Source organism: Cobetia sp. cqz5-12 (assembly GCF_016495405.1).
Lineage (GTDB): Bacteria > Pseudomonadota > Gammaproteobacteria > Pseudomonadales > Halomonadaceae > Cobetia.
Genome location: NZ_CP044522.1, coordinates 678,097 through 702,716 on the forward strand (window position 1 = coordinate 678,097; position 24,620 = coordinate 702,716).

Consider the following 24,620-nt stretch of genomic DNA (forward strand, 5'->3'; position numbering starts at 1 on the left):
GGCTCAATCGACACGCACAGGCGACTTGCCCATAAAAGACCCCCACGGCCTGTTCAGGCCGTGGGGGTCTTTTATGGGGCGTCTGATGCCTTCGCTCGCCGGTGAGGCGCGCTCAGGTATGCTCCAGCAGGATTATCCGCTCCGGTTGGGATAGCATGGGCGCCAGGCGCGCCATCATGCGATCTCGGGCCGGGCTGACTGACCATTCCTTCCACGCTCGCGTATCGCGCCATGAAGTGATCAGGATGCGGTGGCCCGCGCGGCCGGTTTCCATCAGATTCTCGCCCGAGATGAAGCCCGGGACATGCGTGGCCTCGCGTACGACTTCACGCGAGGCCTGTTCGTAATCCTGTTCCAGTCCCGGCATGATATGCCGTTCGATCAGAACCTTGATCATGCCTGTCTCCCCTTTTTTGTACGTGCCGCCAGCCAGGGCGGCAGGATTGTCAGGAGTCTTCGATGACCGATATCACATTGCCCGAGGCCGATGCCGAACTGGAAACCAGTGGCCTGTATTGCCCGGAACCCATCATGATGCTGCACAACAAGGTGCGTGAGCTTGCCTCGGGTGACCTGTTGCGGGTAGTGGCGACCGACCCTGCCACCACCCGTGATGTGCCCAAGTTCTGCGCCTTTCTCGGTCACACCCTGGAACTGAGCCACGAGACGCCGGAACAGTTCCTGTATTACATCCGCATCAGTTGAGTCCCATCCGCCGAGTCGCTGGCCATGGCTTGCTCTCAGGCTTCGCGGTCATGGACCTCGACGCAGACCTGGTCGCTCTCGCCGGTCATCATCAGCGCGAGAGCTTCCAGCGTCGCCGGGTCCTGCTCGCGAATCTGATTGGCGATGGCGCGCTGGAAGAAATAGACCACGTCATGCCGGCTGCGCCCCGGGTATAGGCAGTCGTCGCCTGCCAGCACCGGTGTCTGGGTGACGCGAGCCTCATCGACCAGCAAGGCCTCGATGTTGCCATCGCTGTAGAGGCGCCAGCCGAAGACCTGCTTGAGCTGCCATTGTGTCTCGCCGTTGGTCATGCACAGCGCATGGGTACCCAGCGTGTCCGGCAGTTGCTGCAACAGCGTCGTCTTGTCCGAGACTTCATAGTCGTAATAGGCCGCGGCATGTTCGAGCTCGAACACCTTGTGGTCAGGCGCCAGCATGAAGACTTCGTCGGTTTCCGGGTCACGATAGCCGACGAAATGTCCTTGCTGGGGGTCTTCCAGCTCGTGGCAGGGCATCAGCCCCTCCATCCACGGCACCATGCCGACGACTTCACCATCCTCGCGCAGCCCCCAGGCCAGTACCGGAATGCTGTAATAGCTGTCCGGATCGCTGTCGAGCTGATAGAGCATTTCCAACCCATCGTGTTCCGGCGCCAGCCGGAGAATACGACGTCGTGCACGCATCCTGTCACGCATGACACTCAGGTCGATGACCTTGGCGGAGCGGGGGGAAGATACTGGTACGCCCATGACGAACCCTCCTCAGCAGCTTGTCGATCGTCCTCGGCGTGTGCTGGTGCGTTCTCTCGCTTCTGCCATGTGTGTCGTCAGCGTGAGAGCACTGCCTTGAATAACCATTAGCACAGCCAGAGCCCTGACGGTAACCCCTCCTTGGACGAAATGACCGTCCATCGGCTTTTTCGTGTTTAAACGCAAAAGCCCCGCGTCACCTTGTCGGGCGTCGCGGGGCTTGCTCATCCAGGCGTTTCAGGCAGCTGTCAGTCCAGCATTCCGGCCGAGACTCATGCTGAGGTGCAGGCTGAGATGCAGGCGCTATCCGCCAGGCATCACTGGCTCGCCAATGCCTCGTCACGCACGCCACGGCGCGCGATGATCCAGAGGCGCCAGCCGAGCAGCAGCGCCGCCACGGTCAGGCCGGCCACCATGCCGATCCAGTAGCCATAGACGCCCATCTGATCGATAGGCCAGGGCGAGATCGGGAAGGCTTCACTGCCGACGCCCAGCAGGTGTCCGCCTCCCAGCCCGACCACCCAGTAGGCGAACATGGTGATCAGCATGATGATGCGCGTGTCCTTGAAGCCGCGCAGTGCGCCTGCCATCGCGACCTGCAGGGAGTCCGAGACCTGATAGAGCATCGCCAGGGTGATCAGCGACATGGCCAGGGCCTGGACCTTGAGGTTGCTGGTGTAGAGCGCTACAGCCGGCTCGGCCAGTACCCAGATCACGATGTCATTCACCAGCGCCACCACCAGCGAGAAGGCCACACCATTCCAGGCCACGAAACGTGCTTCGCGCATGTCGCCACGGCCGATGGTGTGACCGACGCGCACGGTCAGGGCCATCGCCATCGACAGCGGCAGCATGAACAGCAGCGAGGTGAAGTTGAGCGCGACCTGGTGGGCCGCGACCTTGATCTCGCCGAAGCTGGCCACGAACAGGGCAATGACCGTGAACAGCGTGACCTCGAAGAAGATCGCGATTCCGATCGGCAGGCCGACCTTGAGCAGTTCGCCCATCTGCTTGAAATGGGGGGCGCTGGGCTGGCACCACAGCGCCACGGCGCGATACGCGCTGCTGTAACGTGTATAGGCGAACATGCTCAGGCACATGATCCACATCGCAAGGCCAGTGGCGATACCACAGCCGGCGGCGCCCATGGCCGGAATGTCGCCCAACAGCCCTGGCAGGGTGATCCCCAGCAGGTCATCCACGCCCGCAGAACCGTAGATCAGCACGTAATTGAGCGGAATGTTCGATATCAGGCCGATCAGGCTGATGATCAGTGCCGGGCGAGTGTGGTTCATGCCGTCCGAGTAGGCGCGCAGGACCTGATAGAAGGCGGCGCCCGGCATGCCCCAGGCGATGGCCATCAGGTAGAGGGTCGCCTGCTCGGCCACAGCCTCAGGCACCTCCATCAGCGTGAAGATCGGCGCGGCCAGATACCAGAGCGCAAGCCCGGACAGGCTGCCGAGCACCAGCGAGATCCATAACGATTGATGCACGTTGCCACGCACCTCATCGCTGCGTTTGCCCCCCATCAATTGCGCGACCACAGGCGTCAGACCCATCAGGGTGCCCGCCATCAGCAGCAGCAGGGGCACCCACAGGCTGGAGCCTACTGACACGGCTGCCAGGTCCGTGGCCGAGGAGCGCCCCGTCATCAACACGTCCACGGCACTCATGCCTGCCTGAGCCAACTGCGCGCCACAGATCGGCAGCGCCAGGGTCAGCAGGCGTGAGGTTTCCGCTCTGACGCGGGGAATCAGTGGCGGAGGCGGAGAACCGGGGGGCGTCTGAGGCATGGAGGGAGTGGGTGAATCGGCGGGGGGCACGGCAGGCTCCTGCTAGTAATCGAGAATCATTCTTGCTTGGCGCGCCATCCTAGCAGATAAGCAGGTTTCATGAACGCAAGCTGATGAATTATCACGGCTGTGAGTGACACTGTCAGCTGAAATGACGCGCTATACGCTTGCCACGTACAATGAGCCATCCGGCAGAGCAGGTTTTCCTGCCGCCATCGAATACCCCCACATTGCCAGCGCTTGCCGAGAATTGCCGTGTCGTCCCATGAGTCCCTACCTGCCGTCCATTCCTCTGATCCCGCCTGCGGGAGCCCCCGTCGTGCGCATGATCTCGCCACCTTGATGGCATTGTTCGACGGCCTGTTCGGCAACACCTTCAACACCGTGCTGCGCTGTGATCCTGAAGAGCCGCTGTATCTTCCGGCCGGCATGCAAGGGGAAGGCAGGCATGTCCATGAATCAGAGCTTGGCTATCACCGTATCTATCTGGCACGTGGCTTCTTTTCCAGCGCGCTGCATGAGATCAGCCATTGGTGCATCGCAGGAGCCAGACGGCGGCTCGAGGAAGATTACGGCTACTGGTATGCACCGGATGGCCGCGACGCCCAGCAGCAGCGCGCCTTCGAGAGTGTCGAGGTCGCGCCGCAAGCTCTGGAGCTGCTTTTCCACCGGGCGGTGGGCAAGCCGTTTCATGTCAGCGTCGACAATCTTGAGCTGGAGGTGGATCGAGACGCCTTCGCACAACGTGTGATGCAGCGCGCCGCCGATGTCGAGCAGCGCGGCCTGCCCGCGCGTGCCGCTGCCTTCCGCCATGCACTCGCCGGTGTCTGGCAGCAAGGGATGTCGCTTGAGCAGGCCATCGCCCATGCCCGGTCCCTGTTGCCTGCGGTGGGAGAAGACGGCCGACTGGCGTGATGCCTTTCTGCCCATGCCAGGTGGTAGTGCCGTGGTTCGCCGGGCTTGCCTTTCGGAACTCGCCTCCCGAAGCGGGATTGCATTATCTGCAAATCAGCGTTGCACTCACGTTGCAGGTGTCAGGGCTTTGTGATTAGAATGATTCGCATTGACACAATGGTTCCGCTTTTACTGGCCTGCAGGTCTGCTCATGGCAGCTCTCGTCAGGACAGAACATCTTGAACAGGGGTATTCGATGACTGCTGTATCCATGATTTCTGCATCCTCCGCTCGCAAGCTGTTGTTGAGTGCGCTGGTCGGCGTGACGGCTGTCACGGCCATGCCGGCGCAAGCCCAGGAAGAGGTGAACGTCTATTCCTATCGTCAGGCCTATCTGATCGAGCCGTTCCTCAAGGAGTTCACCGAGGAGACCGGCGTCAAGGTCAACGTGGTATTCGCCAAGCAGGGTCTGGCCGAGCGCCTCAAGCGTGAAGGTCGCAACACGCCGGCTGACGTCCTGCTGACGGTGGATATCGGTCGCCTGCAGGAGCTGGTCGACGAAGGGCTGGTCAAGAGCGTCAACGACGACGTCATCGAAGCCAACTTGCCTGAGCAGTATCACGGCCCTGACAACCAGTGGTTCGGTATCACCACCCGTGCCCGCGTGCTCTACACCAGTGTCGAGCGTCTCGAGGCCGGTCAGGTCGCAAGCTATGACGACCTGGCGGATCCGAGCCTCAAGGGCCGTGTCTGTTCGCGTGCCGGTGATCACCCCTACAACGTGGCATTGATCGCCTCGCGTATCGCCCACAACGGCGAGGAAGCGACCCGCGAATGGCTGGAAGGCTTCAAGGACAACCTGGCGCGCAAGCCGCAAGGCGGGGACCGCGATCAGATCAAGGCGATTCGTGACAATGTCTGTGACGTGGCCATCGGCAACAGCTACTACTACGGCAAGATGCTCGACAACGACGAGCAGCGTCCGTGGGCCGAGAAGGCACGTATCGAATTCCCGGACCAGAACGGTGTCGGCACGCACATGAACATCTCCGGCATGGCGATGACCAAGTACGCGCCGCACGAAGAGAATGCGCTCAAGCTGATGCGCTTCTTGACCGAGAAGACCGCTCAGCACATGTATGCCGAGGTCAATTTCGAGTATCCGGCCAATCCGGCTGCCGAAAGCTCGGAATTGCTGACGTCCTGGGGCGAGTTCAAGCAGGATGACCTCTCACTGACCGAGGTCGCCAAATACCGCAAGCGTGCTGCTCAGATGGTCAATGAAGTCGGTTTCAACCAGTAACGGCACTCACCGCTGGCGTAAGCCATCGGATGGGATGTCATGAACGAGAGGGGCTGTCGCGATGCGACAGCCCCTCTTCGTATGAGTGAACAATGTAAAATAGACGCAATTGCAGTTGGCAGGTCAGTGAGGAAGAGCAGATGACGCAAGGCAAGCGGCTGTTGGCAAAGCGAGGTGCGAGCCTTGGAGAGGAAGCCTGCGTGGCAACCAGCGCGACGGAGCTCGCCCTGGAGCGCGCAGCTGGCAGCACGTCAGCTGCCGAAGACGCGGCCATAAGACGCCGTCAGCGGCGCCTGGGCACGCACATGGGGTGGTTCGCGACGGCCTGGGGGGTCGCCGCACTGGTGGTGATGCCGGTGCTGGCCGTCATCTGGCTGGCGTTGTTCGGCGATGATGGCAGTGATCAGGCCGGTGACGGCATCTGGCCGCACCTCGTCTCCACCGTGCTGCCTGACTACGTCATGACGAGCCTGGCGCTGGTGGCCGGCGTGGCGGTGCTCAGCGGCAGCATGGGCGTGGTCTCGGCATGGCTGACCACCATGTATCAGTTCCCGCTGCGGCGCACCTTCGAGTGGTCGTTGCTGCTGCCGTTCGCGATTCCTGCCAACGTCATCGCCTACATCTACACCGATGTCTTCGAGTATGCCGGGCCTTTCCAGGGCGCACTGCGTGCGCTGTTCGGCTGGGACTCGCCGCAGGATTACTACTTCCCCGAGATACGCAGTCTGGGCGGCGCCATCCTGATGCTGTCGCTGGTGCTGTTTCCCTATGTCTTCATGCTGGCGCGCTCGGCGTTTCTCGATCAATCGCCCTCGCTGCGCGATGCCAGCCGCACCCTGGGCTGCAATGGCTGGCAGAGCTTCTGGCGAGTGGCGCTTCCCAGTGCACGTCCGGCGATCGCCGTCGGTCTGGCGCTGGCGATGATGGAGGCGCTCAATGACTTCGGTACCGTCGATTACTTCGCGGTGCGTTCGCTGACCGCCGGCATCTTCGATGTGTGGCTCAACATGGGCAGTCTGCGGGGCGCGGCCCAGATCGCGCTGTGCCTGATGATCTTCGTGGTCACGCTGATCTGGCTGGAACGACATGCCCGGCGCCGGCAGCGCCAGTTCGGCAAGGGCGATCGCTATCGTCGCTATCGTCGTCCGACCCTGCATGGCTGGCGCGCCGGACTGGCGACGCTGGCCTGCCTGCTGCCGCTGCTGTTCGGCTTCCTGTTGCCGGTGGGGCTGCTGACGCGGCATGCCATTCGCTACTTCGAGGAGTCGTGGACGCCGGACTTCGCCGGTTATGCGCTCAACAGCCTGATGCTGTCGGTGAGTGCTGCCGTGTTGACGCTGATCATCGGGGTGCTGCTGGCCTACGCCAAGCGGCTGGATCGCACCGCCAGCGTACAGCAGGCGCTCAAGCTCTCGAGCCTGGGTTATGCCATGCCGGGAGCCGTGCTGGGGCTGGGCGTGCTGGTGCCGTTGTCGGGTTTCGACAATGCGCTGGACAGCTTCCTGCGTGCCAACTTCGGATTTTCAAGCGGTCTGCTGCTGACGGGGACGATGGGCGCGATCATCATCGCCTATGTGGTGCGTTTCCTCGCCATTGCCGCGGGCTCCATCGAATCAAGTCTCGACAAGGTCACGCCCTCGATGGACATGGCGGCGCGCTCGCTGGGGGAGAACACATTCTCCACACTGCGCCGGGTGCACCTGCCCTTGATCCGTCCCGGCTTGCTGACCGCGGCGCTGGTGGTCTTCGTCGATGCCATGAAGGAGTTGCCGGCCACCTTGCTGCTGCGACCCTTCAACTTCGACACGCTCGCCACCCACGTCTATCAGTACGCCTCGGATGAAATGCTCGAGCAGGCGGCGCTGCCGGCACTGGTGATCGTGGTGGTCGGCATCCTGCCGGTGATCGTGATCTCGCGCACCATCGTGGCCTCGCGCAGCGAGTCATGACGGCGACAGCATCGGTATCAGCTTATTGCCATATGGCAGTTGTTCCTCGTGTGGAGATCGCCTAGGGTGCAGCGCTCGACACTGACAGGACAATGCCGGAGATGGTTCGCACGATGCTCAAGCCTTACGTAGCCAAGATGCGTGGTGGCCCCCTGAAGCGGGGCAGGCCACATGTTGCCGATGCCCTGTGGTCATGGCTCGGGGCCTTTCTGGGCATGGCGCTGATCGGCTGGCTGTCCTCGCATTATCTGGCGGTCAGCTCGCTGTTGCTGGTGGGGTCCTTCGGCGCGACCTCGGTGCTGCTCTACGGCGCGCCGCACAGTCCTCTGGCTCAGCCACGCAATGTGCTGGGCGGCAACATGCTGTCGGCGCTGGTCGGTGTCGCCTGCTATCACTGGCTGGGCGATGGCTGGCTGGCGGCGGCCATGGCGGTCTCGGTGGCACTGCTGGTCATGCAGTTGACGCACACCCTGCACCCGCCGGGCGGCGCCACGGCCTTGATCGCGGTGATCGGCGGTCAGCCGCTGCACGAGCTGAGCTACTGGTACGCTCTGTTGCCGGTGGGGCTTGGCTGTGCGGCGATGCTGGTGCTGGCGGTATTGATCAACAATCTGGCACGTCATCGCCGCTATCCGCTGCACTGGCATTGAGCTCATCAAATGCGCGCTTCTGCAGGCGACGGCGGAAGATGGTAGACTGGGCCATCGCCTGACGCGAGCGACTGGCTGCAGCCGGATAAGGTCCCTCTGACCGACTCTTTCTTTCCTGCGCCTGATACGCCTCGCTCCCTCTCCCGGCACGTGCCCGGCCAGGCGCCATTCCTTAATGATCGACCAGCACGTGGCCGGTCAGCCGAAGAGATATTGATGACTGAGACTACTGCCAATTCCGTCCCGGCGTTTGCCTCCCTGGGGCTGTCCGCTCCTGTCCTGAAAGCGATCGCCGAGATGGGCTATTCCACGCCGTCTCCCGTACAGGCAGGTGCAATTCCTGCCGTGCTGGAAGGCCGTGATGTAATGGCTGCCGCGCGCACCGGTACCGGCAAGACCGCCGGTTTTGCCCTGCCGCTGGTCGAGCGCCTCTCACAGAGCGCTCCCGCAGGTGCCCGCAAGATCAAGGCCCTGATCGTCACGCCTACGCGTGAGCTGGCCGCGCAGATCGATGAGAACGTTACCGCCTATTCCCGTCACCTGAAGCTGCGCAATGCCGTGGTATTCGGTGGCGTGAAGATCAACCCGCAGATCAGCCGCCTGTCCTCTGGCGTCGAGATCCTGACCGCCACACCGGGGCGCCTGCTGGACCTGCACTCCCAGAAGGCCATCGACTTCTCCGAGCTCGAGACACTCGTGCTGGATGAAGCCGACCGCATGCTGGACATGGGCTTCATCCACGACATCCGCCGTCTGCTCAAGCTGCTGCCGACCAAGCGTCAGACGCTGCTGTTCTCCGCGACCTTCTCTGACGAGATTCGTGGCATGGCCAACAAGCTGCTGAATGACCCGGTGGCGGTGGAAGCCAGCCCGCGCAACACCACGGCCGAGAAGGTCGAGCAGCATATCCACACCGTGGAGAAGAGCCACAAGCCTTCGCTGCTCAAGCACCTGATCATCAAGGAAAACTGGCACCAGGTGCTGGTCTTCACCCGTACCAAGCACGGTGCCAACCGTCTGGCGACCAAGCTCGAGAAGTCCGGCATCAGTGCCGCGGCGATTCACGGCAACAAGAGCCAGAATGCGCGTACCAAGGCACTGGCCGGCTTCAAGAACGGCGAAGTGCGAGTGCTGGTCGCGACGGACATCGCGGCACGTGGCCTGGATATCGAGCAGCTGCCGCAGGTCGTCAACTACGAACTGCCCAACGTGCCGGAAGACTACGTGCACCGTATCGGGCGTACCGGCCGTGCCGGCGCCAGCGGGCGTGCCATCTCGCTGGTCTCCAGTGATGAGCGCAAGGAGCTCGGCGGCATCGAGCGTCTGCTCAAGGGCAAGCTCAAGCGCGTCGAAGTGGAAGGTTTCGTGCCGGAAGTCGATGTCGAGCCGGAACGTGAACCGCGTCAGCCGCGTGGCGGCCAGCGTTCTGGCGGCCAGCGCTCTGGCAGCCAACGTACTGGTAGCAAGCCTGCCGCTGAAGGCCGTGGCAATGGCGGCCCGCGCTCGGGCGGCCAGCGCTCTGGCAGCAAGCCTGCCGGTGAAGGTCGTGGCAATGGCGGACCGCGATCGGGCGGTCAGCGCTCTGACGGCCAGCGCTCTGACGGCCAGCGCTCGGGTGGCCAGCGTACTGGCGGCAAGCCTGCTGCTGAAGGCCGTGGCAATGGCGGCCAGCGCTCGGGTGGCCCGCGTTCGGGCGGTCAGCGCTCTGACGGCCCGCGCACTGGTGGTCAACCTCAGCAGACCGCGCGTGTCGATGATGACAACCGCGGCAATCGTGCACCGGTGCAGCGTGAAGTCGATGGCAATCGCGTCGCGCCGCAGCCGGAAGTGAACGGCAACCGTGCGCCGAATGCGCCGACCAATGATGAGCGTCCGCGTCGCCGCTCACGTGGTGGTCGCAACCGCTCCAGCGGTGGCAACGGTGGTGGCCGCTCCAACGGCTGAGCCGCGCCGTAGAGGCCAAGGCTTGAACACAAACGCCCCGACAACCTTGCGGTTGTCGGGGCGTTTGTGTGTCAGGAGCGGGAACGTCTGATCAGACGTCTTCTTCCCAGTCGATCTCGTAATCCGGGCCAGTGCCCTGGATGTCTTGCTCGCCACGCACGCCATCACCGCGCAGTCGTGTGTGGATGGCCAGCATCACCAGCACCTCATTGTCCGGGCGGAACGGCTGCAGCCCCTGTTCGAACAGCATGTTGTTGCGCTCGCGTGCCCAGTCGCCCGGGTCAAGCTCGGGGTAGAGGCCTTCCGCCGGTGCGAATTCGATGAACGGGTCCATGTTGTAGGCGTCGAACAGACGGGCCAGTGCCTGCTCGTCATCCATGACGCCGGTGGTATAGAGCGTGGTCTGGTAGTAGTCCTGCTCCAGCTCCTTGAGCACATCCAGGGGGCTGACGCCGAAGCTGCGCAGGTCATCCAGGCTGTAGTCGCCCAGCTCCAGCATCTCGCCGTCCAGCCATTCGTCATCCGGCTGGATCAGCACATGCTTCATCTGGCCATCGGGCAGCGCCCAGGCGATGGCCAGCGGCAGACTGGAGTCCTCGCCGGTCTCGACGGCGATGAAAGCGGGGAAGTCCCCTGTTTCGGGTTCATATTCGTGCATGGTGATGTCCAGAGCAGGGAAGCGTGCAGGGAAAGTCGTTGATGCCGATTACAGGCGGAAGAAGCGTTGTGCGTTGGCGGTGGTGGCCTCTGCGAGCTCTTCCATGTCGATACCACGCAGCGCCGCGACCTCCGCCATGATCCACACCAGCAGAGAGGGTTCATGACGCCGCCCCTTGAGCTTGGTGGGCAGATTGCGCGGTACCAGATAGGGGCAATCGGTTTCCAGCATCAGGCGTTCGAGGGGAATCTCGCGGCACAGGCTTCGCAGGTGTTCGCCTCGGCGCTCATCACACAACCAGCCGGTCAGGCCGATATGCAGGTCGAGATCCAGATAGCCGTAGAGCGTCTCGCGCTCACCGGTGAAACAGTGCACGACGGCGTGACTGATATCGTCGCGCCAGTGCTTGAGCATCTCGAGCATCTGGCGACCGGCGTCACGTTCATGCAGAAACAGCGGCAGGCCTGTCTCGGCGGCCAGCGTCAGCTGCGCTTCGAACGCTCGGGCCTGTTCGGCGGGTGTCGAGAAGTTGCGATTGAAGTCGAGGCCACATTCCCCCACCGCGACCACCTCTGGCTGCGTCAGTAATTCCCGGATGCCGCGTTCGACGCCGTCGTTCCACTGGCTGGCATCATGGGGATGCACGCCGGCGGTGGCAGAAAGGCCACGATAGCGTGCCGCCAGTGCCTGGGCCTCACGCGAGCCATCCAGGCTGGTGCCGGTCAGGATCTGCTGGCTGACGCCCGCCGCGCGTGCTCGCAGCAAGGTACCCTCGATGTCGCGCGCGTAGCTCTCATGCGTCAGGTTGACGCCGATGTCGACCAGCGCAGAGGGGCTTGCGAAACGCAGCTCCGGTGCCAGCAGCGTCAGCGCGGCCGCGATATCGGCCTCGCCGAGTTCAAGGTCGTCACACAAGACGGCAAGCGTCTCGTCGGACAGTCGCTCGCTATCATAGTAGGGCAGGGAGGCAGGATCGGCATGCGGAGGAAGCGCGGACATCGGACACCCTTGGGATCGCGGGGAGGGAGAAGACACGTGACGTGATTTCAAGCGGTCGGCCATTCTACCCAAGGCGCCGGCGTCTTTCAGCCCTTGCGGCGTCTTCCATCGCCTGCACGTCGCGCCTCGGGTAGAATGGCGGCATTCTCCGGCGCGTGTCGCTGGTGGCGGCGTCGTCCGCCTGACTCCCACTTCCTCCGTGGCCTTCCCGGCCGTGGACCCGTCACGAGTTGCTGCACCACATGGCATTGTTACGACTGGAAAATCTTCAGCTGGCCTATGGCCATCACGTCTTGCTCAACGGGGCGGACCTTGTCGTCGAGCGCGGCGAGCGTCTGGCGCTCGTCGGCCGCAACGGCACCGGCAAGTCGACCCTGCTCAAGCTGATCACCGGCGAATTCCAGGCCGATGCCGGTGAGCTGTGGAAGGCGCCGGGTCTCAAGATCGGCGTGCTCTCGCAGGACCTGCCGGCCGCCGAAGGACGTACCATCTTCGATATCGTCGCTGAAGGCCTGCCGAAGGCGGGCGCGCTGCTGGCGGAATATCATCATCTGATCAGCGATCCCGAGCCGGACCTCAAGCGTCTCGAGCACGTGCAGGTCGCGCTGGAAAGCGTCGATGGCTGGCAGTTCCAGCAGCGTATCGATACCGTGCTGACCCGCCTGGGCCTGCCGGAAGATACCATGATGGAAGACCTGTCCGGCGGCTGGCGTCGTCGTGTCGCACTGGCGCGTGCTCTGGTGTCCGACCCGGACCTGCTGCTGCTCGATGAGCCGACCAACCATCTGGATCTCGATACCATCGCCTGGCTGGAAGAGCAGGTCGCGGCCTTCTCCGGTGCCGTGCTGTTCATCACCCACGACAGGGCCTTCCTGAAGCGCCTCGCAACCCAGATTCTGGAGCTGGACCGTGGTCGCCTCGGGCGTTATCCGGGCGACTACGCCGCCTACCAGGCCCAGAAGCAGCACGAGATGGATGTCGAGGCCAAGGAGAACTCCGAGTTCGACAAGAAACTGGCCCAGGAAGAGACCTGGATCCGCCAGGGGGTCAAGGCGCGTCGTACCCGTAACGAAGGCCGTGTACGTGCGCTGGAGAAGATGCGTGCCGAGCGTGGTCAGCGGCGTGAAGTGCAGGGCCGTGCGCGTATCGCCGTCGACTCCGCCGAGCGTAGCGGCAAGCGGGTCGTGGAGCTGGAGAACGTCAGCTATCGCTACGACGAGGCGCAGGAGCAGTGGGTCATCCGTGACTTGAGTGTCGAGATCCAGCGCGGCGACAAGGTCGGCCTGCTGGGGCGCAACGGTGCGGGCAAGACCACGCTGCTGCACATTCTGCTCGGTCAGCTGGAAGCCAGCGAAGGCAAGCGCATCGAAGGTACCAAGCTGCAGATCGCCTACTTCGATCAGCTGCGCAAGGGCCTGGACATGGAAGCCACCGTCTACGACAACGTGGCGCGTGGCAGCGACCGTGTCACGGTCGGCGGGCGTGACATGCACGTGATGAGCTACCTGCAGAACTTCCTGTTCACGCCGGACCGCGCGCGTCAGCCGGTACGCTCCCTGTCAGGGGGCGAGTCCAACCGCCTGCTGCTGGCGCGTCTGTTCACCATGCCGGCCAACGTGCTGGTGCTCGATGAGCCGACCAACGACCTGGATGTCGAGACACTGGAGCTGCTTGAAGAGCTGCTGCTCGACTTCGACGGCACCGTGCTGCTGGTCTCCCACGACCGTGCCTTCATGGACAACGTGGTCACCAACATCCTTGCCTTCGAGGGCGACGGGGTCGTCAAGCCGTATGTCGGGGGCTACAGCGACTGGATACGTCAGGGCGGGCATCTGCCGCCGGCGCCGTGGGAAGTCGAGCGTGAGCGCGAGGAGAAGCACCGTCGTGATGCCCAGGCAGAAGACGAGCGCCGCAAGCGGGAGGCCGCCCAGGCGCAGCAGGCCAACAAGAAGGTCAAGCTGCCCTACAAGTTCCAGCGCGAGCTGGACCTGATTCCGGCGACCATCGAGAAGCTGGAAGCGGAGATCGCGACGCTGGAAGCCGAGATCGCGACGCCGGAGTTCTACACCGGGGATGCCAAGGCGGTGAAGAACACGCTGGAGAAGCTCAGCCACAAGCAGCAGGTGCTGGAAGAGACGATGGAACGCTGGATGGAACTTGAAGCCATGCAGGAAGGCTGAAGCCGCAAGTGACGATGCTTGAGGGCCGTGCCGTGCAGAAAGACTGTCAGGCAAACGCACAAGAGGGCTGCCCATGGGCAGCCTTCTTGTCGTTCCTCACCTGTCATTGACGTGAGGTGTCGTCTGGCATGAGGTGTCGTCTAGCCGGCCGCCATCATTCCTCGCTGTCATCCGCGCCGACGCGCACCGCCAGCACGTCGCACTGAGCGCCATGCAGGACACCCGTGGAGGTGGAGCCCAGCAGCAGCGCAAAGCCATGGCGACCATGCGAGCCGACCACGATCAGATCCACGTCGTGTTCGGCCGCGAAGCGATGAATCTCGCTATCCGGCATGCCGACCACCACGTACTGGTCTTCTGCGGCGATATCATGAGGGGAGGCGATCTCGCCAAGCCGTTCACGGGCGTGGGAATCCAGCTGGTCCTGGATGCTGGTCAGGTCCATCGGGATATCACCGCCATAGGCAAAGCCCAGCGGTTCCAGCGTATGGATGATGGAAATCTTGGCGCCGTTGCGCTTGGCGATCGGCAGTGCCCGCTCCAGCACCAGATGGGAATCCTTGGTCAGGTCGACAGCGACCAGTACATGCTTGTATTCGTTGCTCATCCTGAGGTCCTCCCGCAGAGGTTGGCCATTCGAGTGGCGTCGTGCACCTGCTTCCATGCTAGGCTTGCCGCCCCCATGAACACAATGACTTACATCAACGTAATGGCAGTGCGTGGTACGCAACACTGCGGGGCTGCATAGCCTATCTTGCGCTTTCACGCCACGTCCTGCTTGATGAAACCCTTGAATAGACAACCGTTGGATAGACGATGACGACTGCGCTGATCATCATTTTTGTCGTGCTGGCGATGCTGTCGCCGCTGACCTGGCTACGCCCCAGCAAACGCGAGACGCGCACTTCACTGGTCCGCAAGGCGGTGATCGCCGATGGCATGCGAGTGGATCTCAAGGCGCCGGCGCTTTCTGACGCGCCCAAGGGCATCGTCGGTTACCGCCGCCCCTGGCCGACCGAGCGCGATGTCACGCCCTTCATTCTGGTGCAGGATGAATGGGCCAGTGATGCGCTGCGTGAAGCGGTGCCGGGCTATCGCTGGCGCGAAGAGAGTCGCCTGGCGGATGACCCTGATGTCGCCGCGGCGCTGCTGCGCTTCACGCGCACGCTGCCGGAGGATGCCCTGATGCTGGAGTCATCGCTCTCCGGCCTGACGCTGTGGTGGGGCGAGAGTCTGGATGTGGAAAGCTGTCACGACTGGCGGCGCGAATTCGAGGCCTTGCATGCGCTGTTGATCGACAAGGCGCCTATCTCGCACAAGCGTCGTCCGCTGGTGGGCACCGAGCCGAAGATGCCGGACGCCTGATCACGCGCCGCTCTCCCGCCTGCAGAAAAAAGCCCCCATCGAGTCACTCGATGGGGGCTTTTTCATGTCTCGCTTGCGCTCATGTCCTGCTGGCGCGGCTGGCCATTTCCGGTCGGCATGTCGAGTCAGGCGCTCTCCGGCACCTTCTCGGAGATTTCCAGGCCATTGCGTTCCATGACACGCAGGCATTCACAGAATTGATCGACCTGCGCTTCGCTCAGGCCCTCGAGCATCTCGATGCGAGTCTGCTCGGCGATGGCATCGATCTTCTCGATCAGTGGCAGCGCCTTGCGGGTCAGGAAGATGCGCTTGGTGCGGCGGTCTTCCTCACAGGCACGGCGCTCGACCAGGCCCTGTTCGGTCAGTTGGTCCAGAGTGCGAACCAGCGACGGGGCTTCGATACCGATGGAGCGAGCCAGATCACATTGGGGCTGACCATCGCCCATGCGCCACAGGTGTACCAGCGTCATCCAGCGAGTCTGGGTCAGCCCTAGTGGGGACAGTCGCTGGTCCAGAATGGCGCGCCACAGGCGCGGCAGGCGGGAAAGCTTGAGTCCGATATCTTCATGCATGGATAGGTCGTCCGCTGAGTGCAAATGGGAAGGGGCTTTTGTCATTGGCACGCGTTCAGCATCACTCAAACCTGAATGAGACCGATTCCTTGTGCGCGCCGCCTTTCACATCAGCATGCTAGGCAGTCTGGATAATTACAAGCCTGCGAACGAATTTTACGTCCAACGTCGAGTAACTTGGCGTTCCCGCTTGCGGAGTGACTCATGATGGCGACTGTCACAAACCCGGAATCAGGTTGGTGATACGCCAGCCGGGGATACCGGGAGGCTGGCTGATGGTGCTGTCCGCCAGGGTTGCCAGCTGCGGATCATCGCTGACCACGAAGCGCAGACTGCCGATGCGCTGTCCGTTCATCGTCTCGACATCGATGCGCCACTCGCCCTCGCTACCCTGCGGGAAGGCCGTCTTGTGCGTCCAGGCGCGGTAGCCTTCACTGCGTCCGCCGTTGATGTTCAGGGCGATGCGATCGACGACTTCACCGTCATGACGCCAGACATGGTAGACCTTCTCTGACAGGCCGCGCGGCGCGCGGATGGCCGTGAAGGCATAGAGGCCGCGGGCGGAGAGTTGCGCAGGCGTCAGCTGCATCTCGCCACGCGGTGCGCGCGCCGCGGTATCGAAGTCCGGCGACAGACTGCTGGCATTGATCCACAGCGTGGCGGGCGGAATCCAGGCGCGTGCCCCCCATGCGCCTACCCCGAGCATCACGCTGATGCCGATCATCGCCAGACCGCCGACCACCCCACGCGCGATGCGCAGGTTGGCGACGCTGGGCAGTGCGAACAGGCTCATGGCGGCACAGGCGGCCAGCAGGCTCTCACTCGTGGTCAGTTCCAGCAGCAAGGGCAGGGTGACCAGTACCACCACGAACACGCACAGGGCGTGGAAGCCGAAATACAGCCAGCGATGACGCTCGGCCAGCCGGTAGTAGAAGGGATCGAGAATCGACAGCAGGGTCGCGCCGCACAGCAGCAGCGTGAAGCCTGCCTGGCCGCTGGCCCAGTCGGTGGTCGCCAGGAAGAACGGCAGCGTGAAACACAGTGTCTCCTGCTGGATCAGCTGGGCCACGAAGGTCGCCAGCTTGCGGGGTAGGGCGTTCTGGCCGCGATGGCGGCGCAGACGGCTCCACAGGCCTTCGGCGATCAGGATCAACCAGGCCAGCATCATGCCCAGCGCAAGCATGCCGCCCAGCCATTGCTGACGATTGACGAGGAAGAAACTGCAGATGCCGGCGGCGAAGCCGATGGGCGGCCATAGCCAGTGCCAGCGCTTGGTGCGTTCGACAAGGCCGGTCAGGCGCAGATACAGGGCGGTGAGAGTGCTGCTCATGAAAGCATGATATCGATGAGGCCTTTGAAAGCCTGCTGGCGCGCGAGGGAGTGTCGCGGCCAGCCTGCGGGTTGGGAAAGCGTTCAGGGTAACGCGGCTGCCTTGCGCGGTGTAGCGTCGATCTTTGCCTACATCGGCTGTCGATGGCCTGCGCCAGTCAGCCCAGGCCAGTATACAGACGCCCCGTGACCCCCGACCTTTCGCTAATGTCCGCAGGCTTGATCTTTGTCCGTCACTGGCCCAAGCTGGCTGTATTCAAACGCTTGTATGAAGCGCTGTGATGAGAGATGACTCTTGCGCGGTGCCTCTGGAAGCGGCGAGTCCGGCGAGTCCGGCGAGTCCGGCGAGTCCGGTGACCAACGCCCTCATGGCCAACGCCCAAATGGCAGTGACCATCGAGCGTCGGGCAGCCCCTTCACCTCTTTCTCTTGTGGAGATCCGTGGATGATCTATTCAGGCAAAACGCTAACCGTCGAGGCCAACCAGGACGCCATTGCCCTGTTGACCCTCGATCTTGAAGGCGAATCGGTCAACAAGCTGGCCAGCTATGTGCTCAAGGAGCTGGGAGAGGCGGTCGAGGCCATCCAGGCGACGGCCGATCTCAAGGGGCTGGTCATCCGCTCCGCCAAGGAGGCGTTCGTGGTCGGTGCCGACATCACCGAGTTCCATCAGATGTTCGAGAAGGATGAAGCCTTCCTCATCGACATGAACATGAACATCCATGGCATCTTCAATGCCATCGAGGACCTGCCGTTCCCCACCGTCACTGCCATCAATGGGCTGGCGCTGGGCGGCGGCTGCGAGATCACCCTGACCACCGATTTCCGGGTCATGGCCGACAGCGCCAAGATCGGCCTGCCGGAAACCAAGCTCGGCATCATCCCGGGCTGGGCGGGTTGTGTACGCCTGCCACGCCTGATCGGGGCAGACAACGCCATCGAGTGGATCTGTGGCGGTACCGAGAACCGTGCCGACAAGGCGCTGGCAGTGGGCGCCGTCGATGCCGTCCTGCCGGTGGCCGAGTTGGACGCTGCGGCACTCGACATTCTGGCGCGTGCCAATGCCGGCGAGCTGGACTATCAGGCGCGTCGCCTCGAGAAGACCTCGCCGCTCAAGCTCAATGCCATCGAGCAGATGATGGCCTTCGAGACCGCCAAGGGCTTCGTGGCCGGCAAGGCCGGCCCGCATTATCCGGCACCGGTGGAGGCCATCAAGGTCATCCAGAAGGGCGCGGGGGAATCGCGTGAGCGTGCCCAGGCCATCGAGGCCAAGACCTTCGCCAGGATGGCGCTGACCGACGTGGCCTTCAATCTGGTTGGCCTGTTCATGAACGATCAGGTGGTCAAGAAGAAAGCCAAGGGTTACGAGAAGCAGGCCAGCGAGATCAAGCAGGCCGCCGTGCTGGGGGCCGGTATCATGGGCGGCGGTATCGCCTATCAGAGCGCCAGCAAGGGCACGCCGATCCTGATGAAGGACATCAACGGCGAGGCCATCGAACTGGGCCTGAAGGAAGCACGCAAGCTGTTCGGCAAAGGCGTCGAGCGCGGCAAGCTGACCACTGAAAAGATGGCGCAGGGCCTGTCCAACATTCGCCCGACGCTGTCCTACGGTGACTTCGGCAATGTGGACCTGGTCGTCGAGGCGGTGGTCGAGAATCCCAAGGTCAAGGCCTCGGTGCTGGCCGAACTCGAGGACAACGTCGCCGAGGACGCCATCCTGACCTCCAACACCTCGACCATCTCCATCACGCGGCTGGCCGAATCGCTCAAGCGCCCCGAGAACTTCTGTGGCATGCACTTCTTCAACCCGGTGCACCGCATGCCGCTGGTCGAGGTCATCCGTGGCGAGAAGTCCAGCGATGCGGCCATCGCCGCGACCGTCGCCTATGCCCGCCAGATGGGCAAGACGCCGATCGTCGTCAACGACTGCCCGGGCTTTTTGGTCAACCGCGTGCTGTTCCCCTATTTCGGTGGTTTCAGCCTGCTGGTCGAGAAGGGCGCCGACTATCAGCGCGTCGACAAGGTGATGGAGAAGTTCGGCTGGCCGATGGGCCCGGCCTACCTGCTGGATGTGGTCGGCATGGATACCGCGGTGCACGCCAATGCCGTGATGGCGGAAGGTTTCCCGGACCGCATGGCGCGTGAAGGCAAGACGGCCATCCAGGTGATGTACGACAACAAGCGCCTCGGCCAGAAGAATGATCTGGGCTTCTACCGCTACGAGGAAGACCGCAAGGGCAAGCCGAAGAAGCTGGCGGACGATGAGGCTCAGGCGCTGGTGGCCCAGGTCGTCAGCGAGACGCGCGAGTTCTCCGATGAAGACATCATCGCGCGCATGATGGTGCCGCTGTGCATGGAAACCATTCGCTGCCTGGAAGACGGCATCGTCGGTACGGCGGCCGAGGCCGACATGGCCTTGATCTACGGCATCGGTTTCCCGCCGTTCCGTGGTGGCGCGCTTCGCTACGTCGATGCCATGGGCGTGGCCGAGTTCGTCGCGCTGGCCGACAGCCTGGCCGATGAGCTGGGGCCGCTGTATCGCCCGACCGAGGCGCTGCGCGAGCGCGCCAAGCGTGGCGACGCCTTCTACTCCTGAGCCTTTGATGGCTGAGCGCCCGAGTGGCCGCCAGCACTATCCGACCAGAATTTTCGGCCCTCGCGACAGCGGGGGCCATGAGGGAGCCAGACAATGAATCTGAATCCGAGAGATGTGGTAATCGTCGATGGCGTGCGTACCGCCATGGCCAAGGCCAAGAATGGCGCCTTCCGCCACGTACGCGCCGAGAATCTGTCCGCCGCGGTGATGCAGGCACTGTTCGATCGCAACCCCGGTCTGGTGCCGGCAGAGGTCGATGACGTCATCTGGGGCTGCGTCAACCAGACCCTGGAACAGGCCATGAACATCGCGCGCAACGCCGCCATCATGACTGGCATACCGCGCACTGTGCCGGCGCAGACGGTCAACCGCCTGTGTGGTTCTTCGATGAGTGCCCTGCATATCGCGACTGCCAACATCAAGGCCGGCATGGGTGACTTCTACATCATCGGTGGGGTCGAGCACATGGAGCACGTGCCGATGGCACACGGCGTCGACGTCAACCCGGCGGCCAGCAAGCACGCGGCCAAGGCGGCGATGATGATGGGCCTGACCGCGGAACTGCTCGGCAAGATGCATGGCGTGAGTCGTGACAAGCAGGATGAATTCGGCGTGCGCTCCCACCAGCGTGCCCAGGCCGCCGCCGATGAAGGTCGCTTCGACAATGAGATCATCGGTGTCGAGGGGCATGATGCCGAGGGTCGGCGTGTCCTGGTGACCCGCGATGAGGTCATCCGTGGCGATGCCAGCATGGAGTCCATGGGCAATCTCAAGCCGGTCTTCGACCCCAAGGGCGGTACCGTGACCGCTGGCACCTCTTCCGCGCTGTCCGTGGGCGCCTCGGGCATGGCAGTGATGAGCGCCGAGCGCGCCGAAGCGCTGGGACTCAAGCCCATCGCTCGTGTGCTGTCCACTGGCGTGGCAGGCTGTGATGCTTCCATCATGGGTTACGGGCCGGTACCGGCCTCCAAGCAGGCGCTCAAGGCGGCAGGCCTGACCATCGACGATATCCAGACCGTCGAACTCAACGAGGCCTTCGCGGCGCAGTCGATTCCGGTACTCAAGGACCTCGGCCTCCTGGAGCGCGTCGATACGGCGGTCAATCTCAACGGCGGCGCCATCGCGCTGGGCCACCCGCTGGGTTGCTCCGGTTCGCGTATCTGCACCACGTTGCTCAACGTCATGAAGCAGCAGAACACGCGCCTCGGTCTGGCGACCATGTGCATCGGCATGGGCCAGGGCGTCGCGACCGTGTTCGAGCGACTCGACTGAACGTCAGCGACTTCGGTCAGCGTTTTCGATAAGCGATCAGACCTCGCTGATACCTCAAGCGGCATGTCTTCGGACATGCCGCTTTTTCGTTGGCAGGCTTTTGTCTGGAAACGAGAAGGGCAGCGCAGTATCGTGGCAGTGGGCGATCAAGCGTGACGTCGCCCCGGGCTTGATGATTGAGGTTACGCGAGGGAGTCGCATCGATGGACTGGAATCATGTCGAGCAGGATCTGCCGTGCGCCACGCCGCCCAGACCCTTGCCACACCCCCTGACCTTCCGATTGCCGGCAGGCAGTATTGATTGTCACCTGCACCTGTTTGGTGACCCGGTGCGTTACCCATTGGCGGCGGACAGAACCTATGATCCGGCCCCCGTGGGGCTCAATGAAGCACTCGAGATGCATCATGCACTGGGCGCCAGCCACGGCGTGCTGATACAGCCCAGTGTCTATGGCTATGACAATCGCCTGCTATGCGACAGCCTGCAGAGCTGTCGTGAGCGTGGGCTGGATTACCGTGGCGTGGCGGTTGTCACGCCCGACATCAGTGATGCTGAGCTTGAGCGACTCTCCGAGCTGGGTGTCTGTGGTGTTCGCCTCAACCTGATCTTCGCTGGCGGGTTGCGCTGGCGTGATGTGGTGCTGCTGGCGGATCGCCTGGCACGCTTCAAGTGGCATCTGGAATGCCTGATCGATGTCTCGACCTTCCGTGACATGGAAGCGCGCTTAGGCAGCTTGCCGGTGCCGGTGGTGATCGACCATATGGGCCATCTGGCAGCCACGCGTGGCCCTGAATGTCCCGGCTTTGCCGCGCTGTGTCGATTGCTCAAGCAGGGGCGCACCTGGGTCAAGCTGTCGGCGCCTTACCGGTTGACCACGCGTGGTCGCTTGCCTTACTCCGATGTCACGGCGCTGGTGCGGGCGCTGGTGGCGGCCAATCCGGAGCGCGTCGTGTGGGGCAGTGACTGGCCACATCCCTATATCGGCGTCGAGATGCCGGAAGAGGACACCCTGGCCGAGCTGATGCAGCGCTGGTTGCCGGAGCGCGAGATGCGCGAGAGGATCTTCCGCGACAATCCGCGCAAGCTTTATGGCTACAAGGCCTTCGTGAAGTCCAAGGCGGATGCGGCGCACTGAGCGAAGAGTTGCCCGCTTGCAGGGCGCAATTGAGGGACGCGGCGTCACTCGTATCAGCCGCATAAGGCACATGAGTCGAATGACAAGACGCCCCCATCAGCCTGCTGGTGGGGGCGTCTTGATGATTGGCGAGGGAAGCCGAGGAGAAAGACAGGCGAGGAGGCGCGCAGCGCCTAGCGGGTCTGGAAGGCCACGCGCGTGCCATGGGCCAGCAGGCTGGCATTGTCGGTCGGCGTCGTGGGCAGGCCGATCATCTCATCCTGCACTTCCGCCCAGGTCTGCACGCCGTGGGTCAGCCCCAGCGGCAACAGCAGGCGGCTGATCCACTGGGTGCCGGTGAAACGCAGGGACTGGCCGCTGTCATCGACCAGGCGACTGATGCCAGCGGCGTGATGCAGGCGGACCACATGAAGCCCCTGATCCAGCGTCTGCACTTCCACTGTCAGGGTATTGCCTGCGGCGAGCCACCGCCGCAGGGTCTCGACGTCGACGGCTTCGTCAAGCGTGCTGGAGGAAGTCTGCATGCGTTCTCCCGGGTGTCTGAATCACACCACCTTGTAGGCATGAGGCAGTTCGGCCAGTGGGCCGCGTCCGCCGGCGAGCGTCAGGGCGAGATCGACCATCCCGTCCCAGATGGGTAGCGTCATCCCGCCCTTGATCGCCATGTCGAGTCGCTGCGAGAACAGCAGCAGCTTGTGCAGACGTTTGTGGGGCAAGCGATTGAGTGCCTGTTGATAGAAGGGGCGACGCTTGTCGAAGATCATCGGCTTCTGCGCCTTGCAGGCATGCTCGAAGCTCTGGCCTTGATCGAGGTGCTGGCGCAGCGAGAGCAGGGTGCGCAGCTCGCGGGTCAGCGCCCACAGGATCACTGGCGGTTCGACGCCTTCTCCCCTGAGCCCGAGCACGATGCGGCCACTGCGCTCGACTTCCCCCTTCAGACACGCATCGGCCAGCGTGAAGACATCATAGCGGGCATTGTCCTCGACGCCCTGGACGATGGCACTGCCATCCAGGCGCGCGCCCGGCGGGTGCAGCAGCGCCAGCTTCTGCAGTTCCTGATCCGCGGCCAGCAGGTTGCCCTCGATGCGCTCGGCCAGCAGGCGGGCGGCGTCCTGATTCAGCTCGAGGCCGTGACGACGGGCGCGGTCGCGAATCCAGAAGCCGAGGCGGGAATGGTCCACCGGCCACACCGCGATGAAGACGCCGACCTTCTCCAATGCCTTGAACCACGCCGTCTGCTGCACCTTGCGATCGAGTCGCGCCGCGGTGATCAGCAGGATGTCGCCATCCTTCTCGATACGCTCGGCATAGGCCTTGAGGACCTTGCTGCCCTCCTGACCGGCACTCTGGGTGCCCATGCGCAGCTCGATCAGCTTGCGCGAGGCAAACAGTGACATGCTGGCGGCAGACTCGGTCAGGCGGCCCCACTGAAAGCCGTTCTCGACATGCAGAACCTCGCGCTCCTCGACACCGGCAGCGCGTGCTGCACGGCGGATGGCGTCGCAGCTTTCCTGGTGAATCAGCGGCTCATCACCGGCCACGATATAGACGGGAGAGAGGCGCTTGTTGAGCTGCTCGTCGAGCTTGTCGGGATAGACCTTCATGAATGTCCTTCGATACTGCGCGGGTCTGGTGGGCAAGTGCGCCTAGGGCTCGGGCGATCATTCACCCGCGTGGCGATAGCCTCGGCGTGATGGTGGCCCTGAACAGGCACGGCCCCATGATGATCGGTTGCCCGATATCGTGGAGCCGTGCCTGGCGAACGTTGCGACTTCCAATCTCTACCAACTGCTGCCAGTTGTCTTCCACTTCTCCCGGCTTGCCTGTCGTCAATCGCCTTGTCGTCAATCGTCTGGCCTTTCAGCACTCATGGATCACGACCCACGACTCATGACTCACGAACGGGACGCCTCAGTGCGAGAGCGTGAAAATCAGGGCTTGATCGCGCGCAGGCGCTCCAGCAACTGACGGCTCAGGTCACGATTGACTTCCCTGGCCGCACGCTCACGCAGGTCATCGGTGTTGAGCAGGTCGTCATCGTTGGTGTAGTAGAGGCTGCTGGCCTGCAGCTCCTGCTGATTGGCCAGATAGGCCCCATCGGACTTGCGCTGAAGCGAGTAGGTCAGGCGGTAAGTCAGTTCACGCTTGATGCTGCCGGCATCGCCGTAGGTGATCTGCTGCACGTTCTCACGGACCTTGCCCAGGTTGAGGGTCAGCGGGGCGCTGTCGCTCAATTGGATGTCGGCACGCTCGAGAGCGTCGCGCAGGGCGTCATGGGTCTTGGTGATCGGTGCCTGGACGTCCAGCTCGGTGATGGCCATCGGCGCATCATCCACGCCGCGCAGCTGAAAGCCGCAGCCGCTCAGTGTCAGCGCCAGGCCGACGCCAAGGGCGGCCAGCACACGACGGCGGCCGAGGCCGCGGGATGCACGCTCTGATGTGTCTGCTGAAACACTGTAAGACTTCGCTTGCGTCACCGTGACCTCCTGTCATGAACGAGTGTCA

The 24,620-nt window shown here is 63.2% G+C and carries 22 protein-coding genes; 11 read left to right on the forward strand and 11 right to left on the reverse strand.

The annotated features are described in order from the left end of the window. Nucleotides 1–112 precede the first annotated feature (112 nt). Nucleotides 113–397 carry an antibiotic biosynthesis monooxygenase family protein gene (locus tag F8A90_RS02870; RefSeq protein ID WP_166019095.1) on the reverse strand — a complete coding sequence of 95 codons (285 nt, stop codon included), beginning with the start codon at nt 395–397 and terminating at the stop codon, nt 113–115. Nucleotides 398–459: 62 nt separating this feature from the next. Here F8A90_RS02870 and tusA point away from each other — a divergent pair, with 62 nt between their 5' ends. Beyond that, the gene (gene tusA / locus F8A90_RS02875) at nt 460–705 is read left to right on the forward strand and encodes a sulfurtransferase TusA (protein WP_054555155.1); all 246 of its coding nucleotides are present in this window, start codon (nt 460–462) and stop codon (nt 703–705) included. 35 nt (nt 706–740) lie between these two features. Here the strand turns inward: tusA and F8A90_RS02880 are convergent, their stop codons facing one another. Beyond that, nucleotides 741–1,475, reverse strand: a complete 735-nt coding sequence (locus F8A90_RS02880; protein ID WP_052384769.1) for a hypothetical protein — start codon at nt 1,473–1,475, stop codon at nt 741–743. A 317-nt stretch (nt 1,476–1,792) separates the two neighbouring features. Beyond that, nucleotides 1,793–3,268, reverse strand: coding sequence for an MATE family efflux transporter (locus tag F8A90_RS02885; RefSeq protein ID WP_200019853.1), 1,476 nt, complete (start codon nt 3,266–3,268; stop codon nt 1,793–1,795). Nucleotides 3,269–3,610: 342 nt separating this feature from the next. Between F8A90_RS02885 and F8A90_RS02890 the strand changes: the two genes are divergently transcribed. The 5 genes from F8A90_RS02890 (at nt 3,611) to F8A90_RS02910 (ending at nt 10,008) form a co-directional block, all read left to right on the forward strand. Next, nucleotides 3,611–4,183: an elongation factor P hydroxylase gene (locus F8A90_RS02890; protein ID WP_166019097.1), complete on the forward strand. Its 573-nt coding sequence runs from the start codon at nt 3,611–3,613 to the stop codon at nt 4,181–4,183. Between the two features lie 235 nt (nt 4,184–4,418). Continuing rightward, nucleotides 4,419–5,465: a Fe(3+) ABC transporter substrate-binding protein gene (locus F8A90_RS02895; RefSeq protein ID WP_233593419.1), complete on the forward strand. Its 1,047-nt coding sequence runs from the start codon at nt 4,419–4,421 to the stop codon at nt 5,463–5,465. A 200-nt stretch (nt 5,466–5,665) separates the two neighbouring features. Further along, complete coding sequence (locus F8A90_RS02900) at nt 5,666–7,414, forward strand: ABC transporter permease (RefSeq protein ID WP_233593420.1); 1,749 nt, start codon at nt 5,666–5,668, stop codon at nt 7,412–7,414. Between the two features lie 113 nt (nt 7,415–7,527). Then, on the forward strand, nt 7,528–8,064 hold the full coding sequence (locus F8A90_RS02905) for an HPP family protein (protein ID WP_200018883.1): 537 nt from the start codon (nt 7,528–7,530) through the stop codon (nt 8,062–8,064). Nucleotides 8,065–8,280: 216 nt separating this feature from the next. Further along, nucleotides 8,281–10,008, forward strand: coding sequence for a DEAD/DEAH box helicase (locus F8A90_RS02910; protein WP_200018886.1), 1,728 nt, complete (start codon nt 8,281–8,283; stop codon nt 10,006–10,008). Between the two features lie 91 nt (nt 10,009–10,099). Here F8A90_RS02910 and F8A90_RS02915 read toward each other — a convergent pair whose 3' ends face one another. Both F8A90_RS02915 and F8A90_RS02920 read right to left on the reverse strand, forming a co-directional pair. Then, nucleotides 10,100–10,666 carry a hypothetical protein gene (locus F8A90_RS02915; protein ID WP_233593421.1) on the reverse strand — a complete coding sequence of 189 codons (567 nt, stop codon included), beginning with the start codon at nt 10,664–10,666 and terminating at the stop codon, nt 10,100–10,102. Nucleotides 10,667–10,714: 48 nt separating this feature from the next. Further along, a complete protein-coding gene (locus tag F8A90_RS02920) occupies nt 10,715–11,665 on the reverse strand; it encodes a TatD family hydrolase (RefSeq protein ID WP_200018888.1) in 951 nt (316 codons plus the stop codon). A gap of 242 nt (nt 11,666–11,907) precedes the next feature. Here F8A90_RS02920 and F8A90_RS02925 point away from each other — a divergent pair, with 242 nt between their 5' ends. After that, nucleotides 11,908–13,845 carry an ATP-binding cassette domain-containing protein gene (locus F8A90_RS02925; RefSeq protein WP_166019101.1) on the forward strand — a complete coding sequence of 646 codons (1,938 nt, stop codon included), beginning with the start codon at nt 11,908–11,910 and terminating at the stop codon, nt 13,843–13,845. 154 nt (nt 13,846–13,999) lie between these two features. Here the strand turns inward: F8A90_RS02925 and F8A90_RS02930 are convergent, their stop codons facing one another. Then, nucleotides 14,000–14,452: a universal stress protein gene (locus F8A90_RS02930; protein WP_043335309.1), complete on the reverse strand. Its 453-nt coding sequence runs from the start codon at nt 14,450–14,452 to the stop codon at nt 14,000–14,002. A 209-nt stretch (nt 14,453–14,661) separates the two neighbouring features. Here F8A90_RS02930 and F8A90_RS02935 point away from each other — a divergent pair, with 209 nt between their 5' ends. After that, a complete protein-coding gene (locus F8A90_RS02935) occupies nt 14,662–15,210 on the forward strand; it encodes a hypothetical protein (RefSeq protein WP_054555152.1) in 549 nt (182 codons plus the stop codon). A gap of 125 nt (nt 15,211–15,335) precedes the next feature. Here F8A90_RS02935 and slyA read toward each other — a convergent pair whose 3' ends face one another. Both slyA and F8A90_RS02945 read right to left on the reverse strand, forming a co-directional pair. Then, on the reverse strand, nt 15,336–15,782 hold the full coding sequence (slyA, locus tag F8A90_RS02940; RefSeq protein ID WP_043335305.1) for a transcriptional regulator SlyA: 447 nt from the start codon (nt 15,780–15,782) through the stop codon (nt 15,336–15,338). 217 nt (nt 15,783–15,999) lie between these two features. Beyond that, nucleotides 16,000–17,112: a DUF5924 family protein gene (locus F8A90_RS02945; RefSeq protein ID WP_166019103.1), complete on the reverse strand. Its 1,113-nt coding sequence runs from the start codon at nt 17,110–17,112 to the stop codon at nt 16,000–16,002. 444 nt (nt 17,113–17,556) lie between these two features. On the opposite strand from F8A90_RS02945, the gene fadB reads away from it, so the two are divergent. The 3 genes from fadB (at nt 17,557) to F8A90_RS02960 (ending at nt 22,115) form a co-directional block, all read left to right on the forward strand. Then, complete coding sequence (fadB, locus tag F8A90_RS02950; protein ID WP_200018891.1) at nt 17,557–19,707, forward strand: fatty acid oxidation complex subunit alpha FadB; 2,151 nt, start codon at nt 17,557–17,559, stop codon at nt 19,705–19,707. A gap of 93 nt (nt 19,708–19,800) precedes the next feature. Next, nucleotides 19,801–20,979 carry an acetyl-CoA C-acyltransferase FadA gene (gene fadA, locus F8A90_RS02955; protein ID WP_166019105.1) on the forward strand — a complete coding sequence of 393 codons (1,179 nt, stop codon included), beginning with the start codon at nt 19,801–19,803 and terminating at the stop codon, nt 20,977–20,979. 203 nt (nt 20,980–21,182) lie between these two features. Continuing rightward, a complete protein-coding gene (locus F8A90_RS02960) occupies nt 21,183–22,115 on the forward strand; it encodes an amidohydrolase family protein (RefSeq protein WP_166019106.1) in 933 nt (310 codons plus the stop codon). Between the two features lie 173 nt (nt 22,116–22,288). On the opposite strand, the gene F8A90_RS02965 is transcribed toward F8A90_RS02960, so the two are convergent. The 3 genes from F8A90_RS02965 to F8A90_RS02975 form a co-directional block, all read right to left on the reverse strand. Then, nucleotides 22,289–22,639, reverse strand: coding sequence for a DUF6482 family protein (locus F8A90_RS02965; RefSeq protein WP_166019107.1), 351 nt, complete (start codon nt 22,637–22,639; stop codon nt 22,289–22,291). A gap of 21 nt (nt 22,640–22,660) precedes the next feature. Further along, a complete protein-coding gene (gene holA, locus F8A90_RS02970) occupies nt 22,661–23,719 on the reverse strand; it encodes a DNA polymerase III subunit delta (RefSeq protein ID WP_200018894.1) in 1,059 nt (352 codons plus the stop codon). Between the two features lie 327 nt (nt 23,720–24,046). Continuing rightward, a complete protein-coding gene (locus tag F8A90_RS02975; protein WP_200018896.1) occupies nt 24,047–24,592 on the reverse strand; it encodes an LPS-assembly lipoprotein LptE in 546 nt (181 codons plus the stop codon). Between the last annotated feature and the right edge of the window lie 28 nt (nt 24,593–24,620).

Bases quoted from the DNA above. Each gene is read 5' to 3' on its own strand.
- holA (WP_200018894.1), bottom strand. From the start codon at position 23,719: ATGAAGGTCTATCCCGACAAGCTCGACGAGCAGCTCAACAAGCGCCTC.
- F8A90_RS02870 (WP_166019095.1), bottom strand. From the start codon at position 397: ATGATCAAGGTTCTGATCGAACGGCATATCATGCCGGGACTGGAACAG.
- fadB (WP_200018891.1), top strand. From the start codon at position 17,557: ATGATCTATTCAGGCAAAACGCTAACCGTCGAGGCCAACCAGGACGCC.
- F8A90_RS02885 (WP_200019853.1), bottom strand. From the start codon at position 3,268: ATGCCTCAGACGCCCCCCGGTTCTCCGCCTCCGCCACTGATTCCCCGC.
- F8A90_RS02960 (WP_166019106.1), top strand. From the start codon at position 21,183: ATGGACTGGAATCATGTCGAGCAGGATCTGCCGTGCGCCACGCCGCCC.
- F8A90_RS02890 (WP_166019097.1), top strand. From the start codon at position 3,611: ATGGCATTGTTCGACGGCCTGTTCGGCAACACCTTCAACACCGTGCTG.
- F8A90_RS02895 (WP_233593419.1), top strand. From the start codon at position 4,419: ATGACTGCTGTATCCATGATTTCTGCATCCTCCGCTCGCAAGCTGTTG.
- F8A90_RS02945 (WP_166019103.1), bottom strand. From the start codon at position 17,112: ATGAGCAGCACTCTCACCGCCCTGTATCTGCGCCTGACCGGCCTTGTC.
- F8A90_RS02930 (WP_043335309.1), bottom strand. From the start codon at position 14,452: ATGAGCAACGAATACAAGCATGTACTGGTCGCTGTCGACCTGACCAAG.
- F8A90_RS02905 (WP_200018883.1), top strand. From the start codon at position 7,528: ATGCTCAAGCCTTACGTAGCCAAGATGCGTGGTGGCCCCCTGAAGCGG.
- F8A90_RS02935 (WP_054555152.1), top strand. From the start codon at position 14,662: ATGACGACTGCGCTGATCATCATTTTTGTCGTGCTGGCGATGCTGTCG.
- fadA (WP_166019105.1), top strand. From the start codon at position 19,801: ATGAATCTGAATCCGAGAGATGTGGTAATCGTCGATGGCGTGCGTACC.
- F8A90_RS02910 (WP_200018886.1), top strand. From the start codon at position 8,281: ATGACTGAGACTACTGCCAATTCCGTCCCGGCGTTTGCCTCCCTGGGG.
- F8A90_RS02920 (WP_200018888.1), bottom strand. From the start codon at position 11,665: ATGTCCGCGCTTCCTCCGCATGCCGATCCTGCCTCCCTGCCCTACTAT.
- F8A90_RS02925 (WP_166019101.1), top strand. From the start codon at position 11,908: ATGGCATTGTTACGACTGGAAAATCTTCAGCTGGCCTATGGCCATCAC.
- slyA (WP_043335305.1), bottom strand. From the start codon at position 15,782: ATGCATGAAGATATCGGACTCAAGCTTTCCCGCCTGCCGCGCCTGTGG.
- F8A90_RS02915 (WP_233593421.1), bottom strand. From the start codon at position 10,666: ATGCACGAATATGAACCCGAAACAGGGGACTTCCCCGCTTTCATCGCC.
- F8A90_RS02965 (WP_166019107.1), bottom strand. From the start codon at position 22,639: ATGCAGACTTCCTCCAGCACGCTTGACGAAGCCGTCGACGTCGAGACC.
- tusA (WP_054555155.1), top strand. From the start codon at position 460: ATGACCGATATCACATTGCCCGAGGCCGATGCCGAACTGGAAACCAGT.
- F8A90_RS02880 (WP_052384769.1), bottom strand. From the start codon at position 1,475: ATGGGCGTACCAGTATCTTCCCCCCGCTCCGCCAAGGTCATCGACCTG.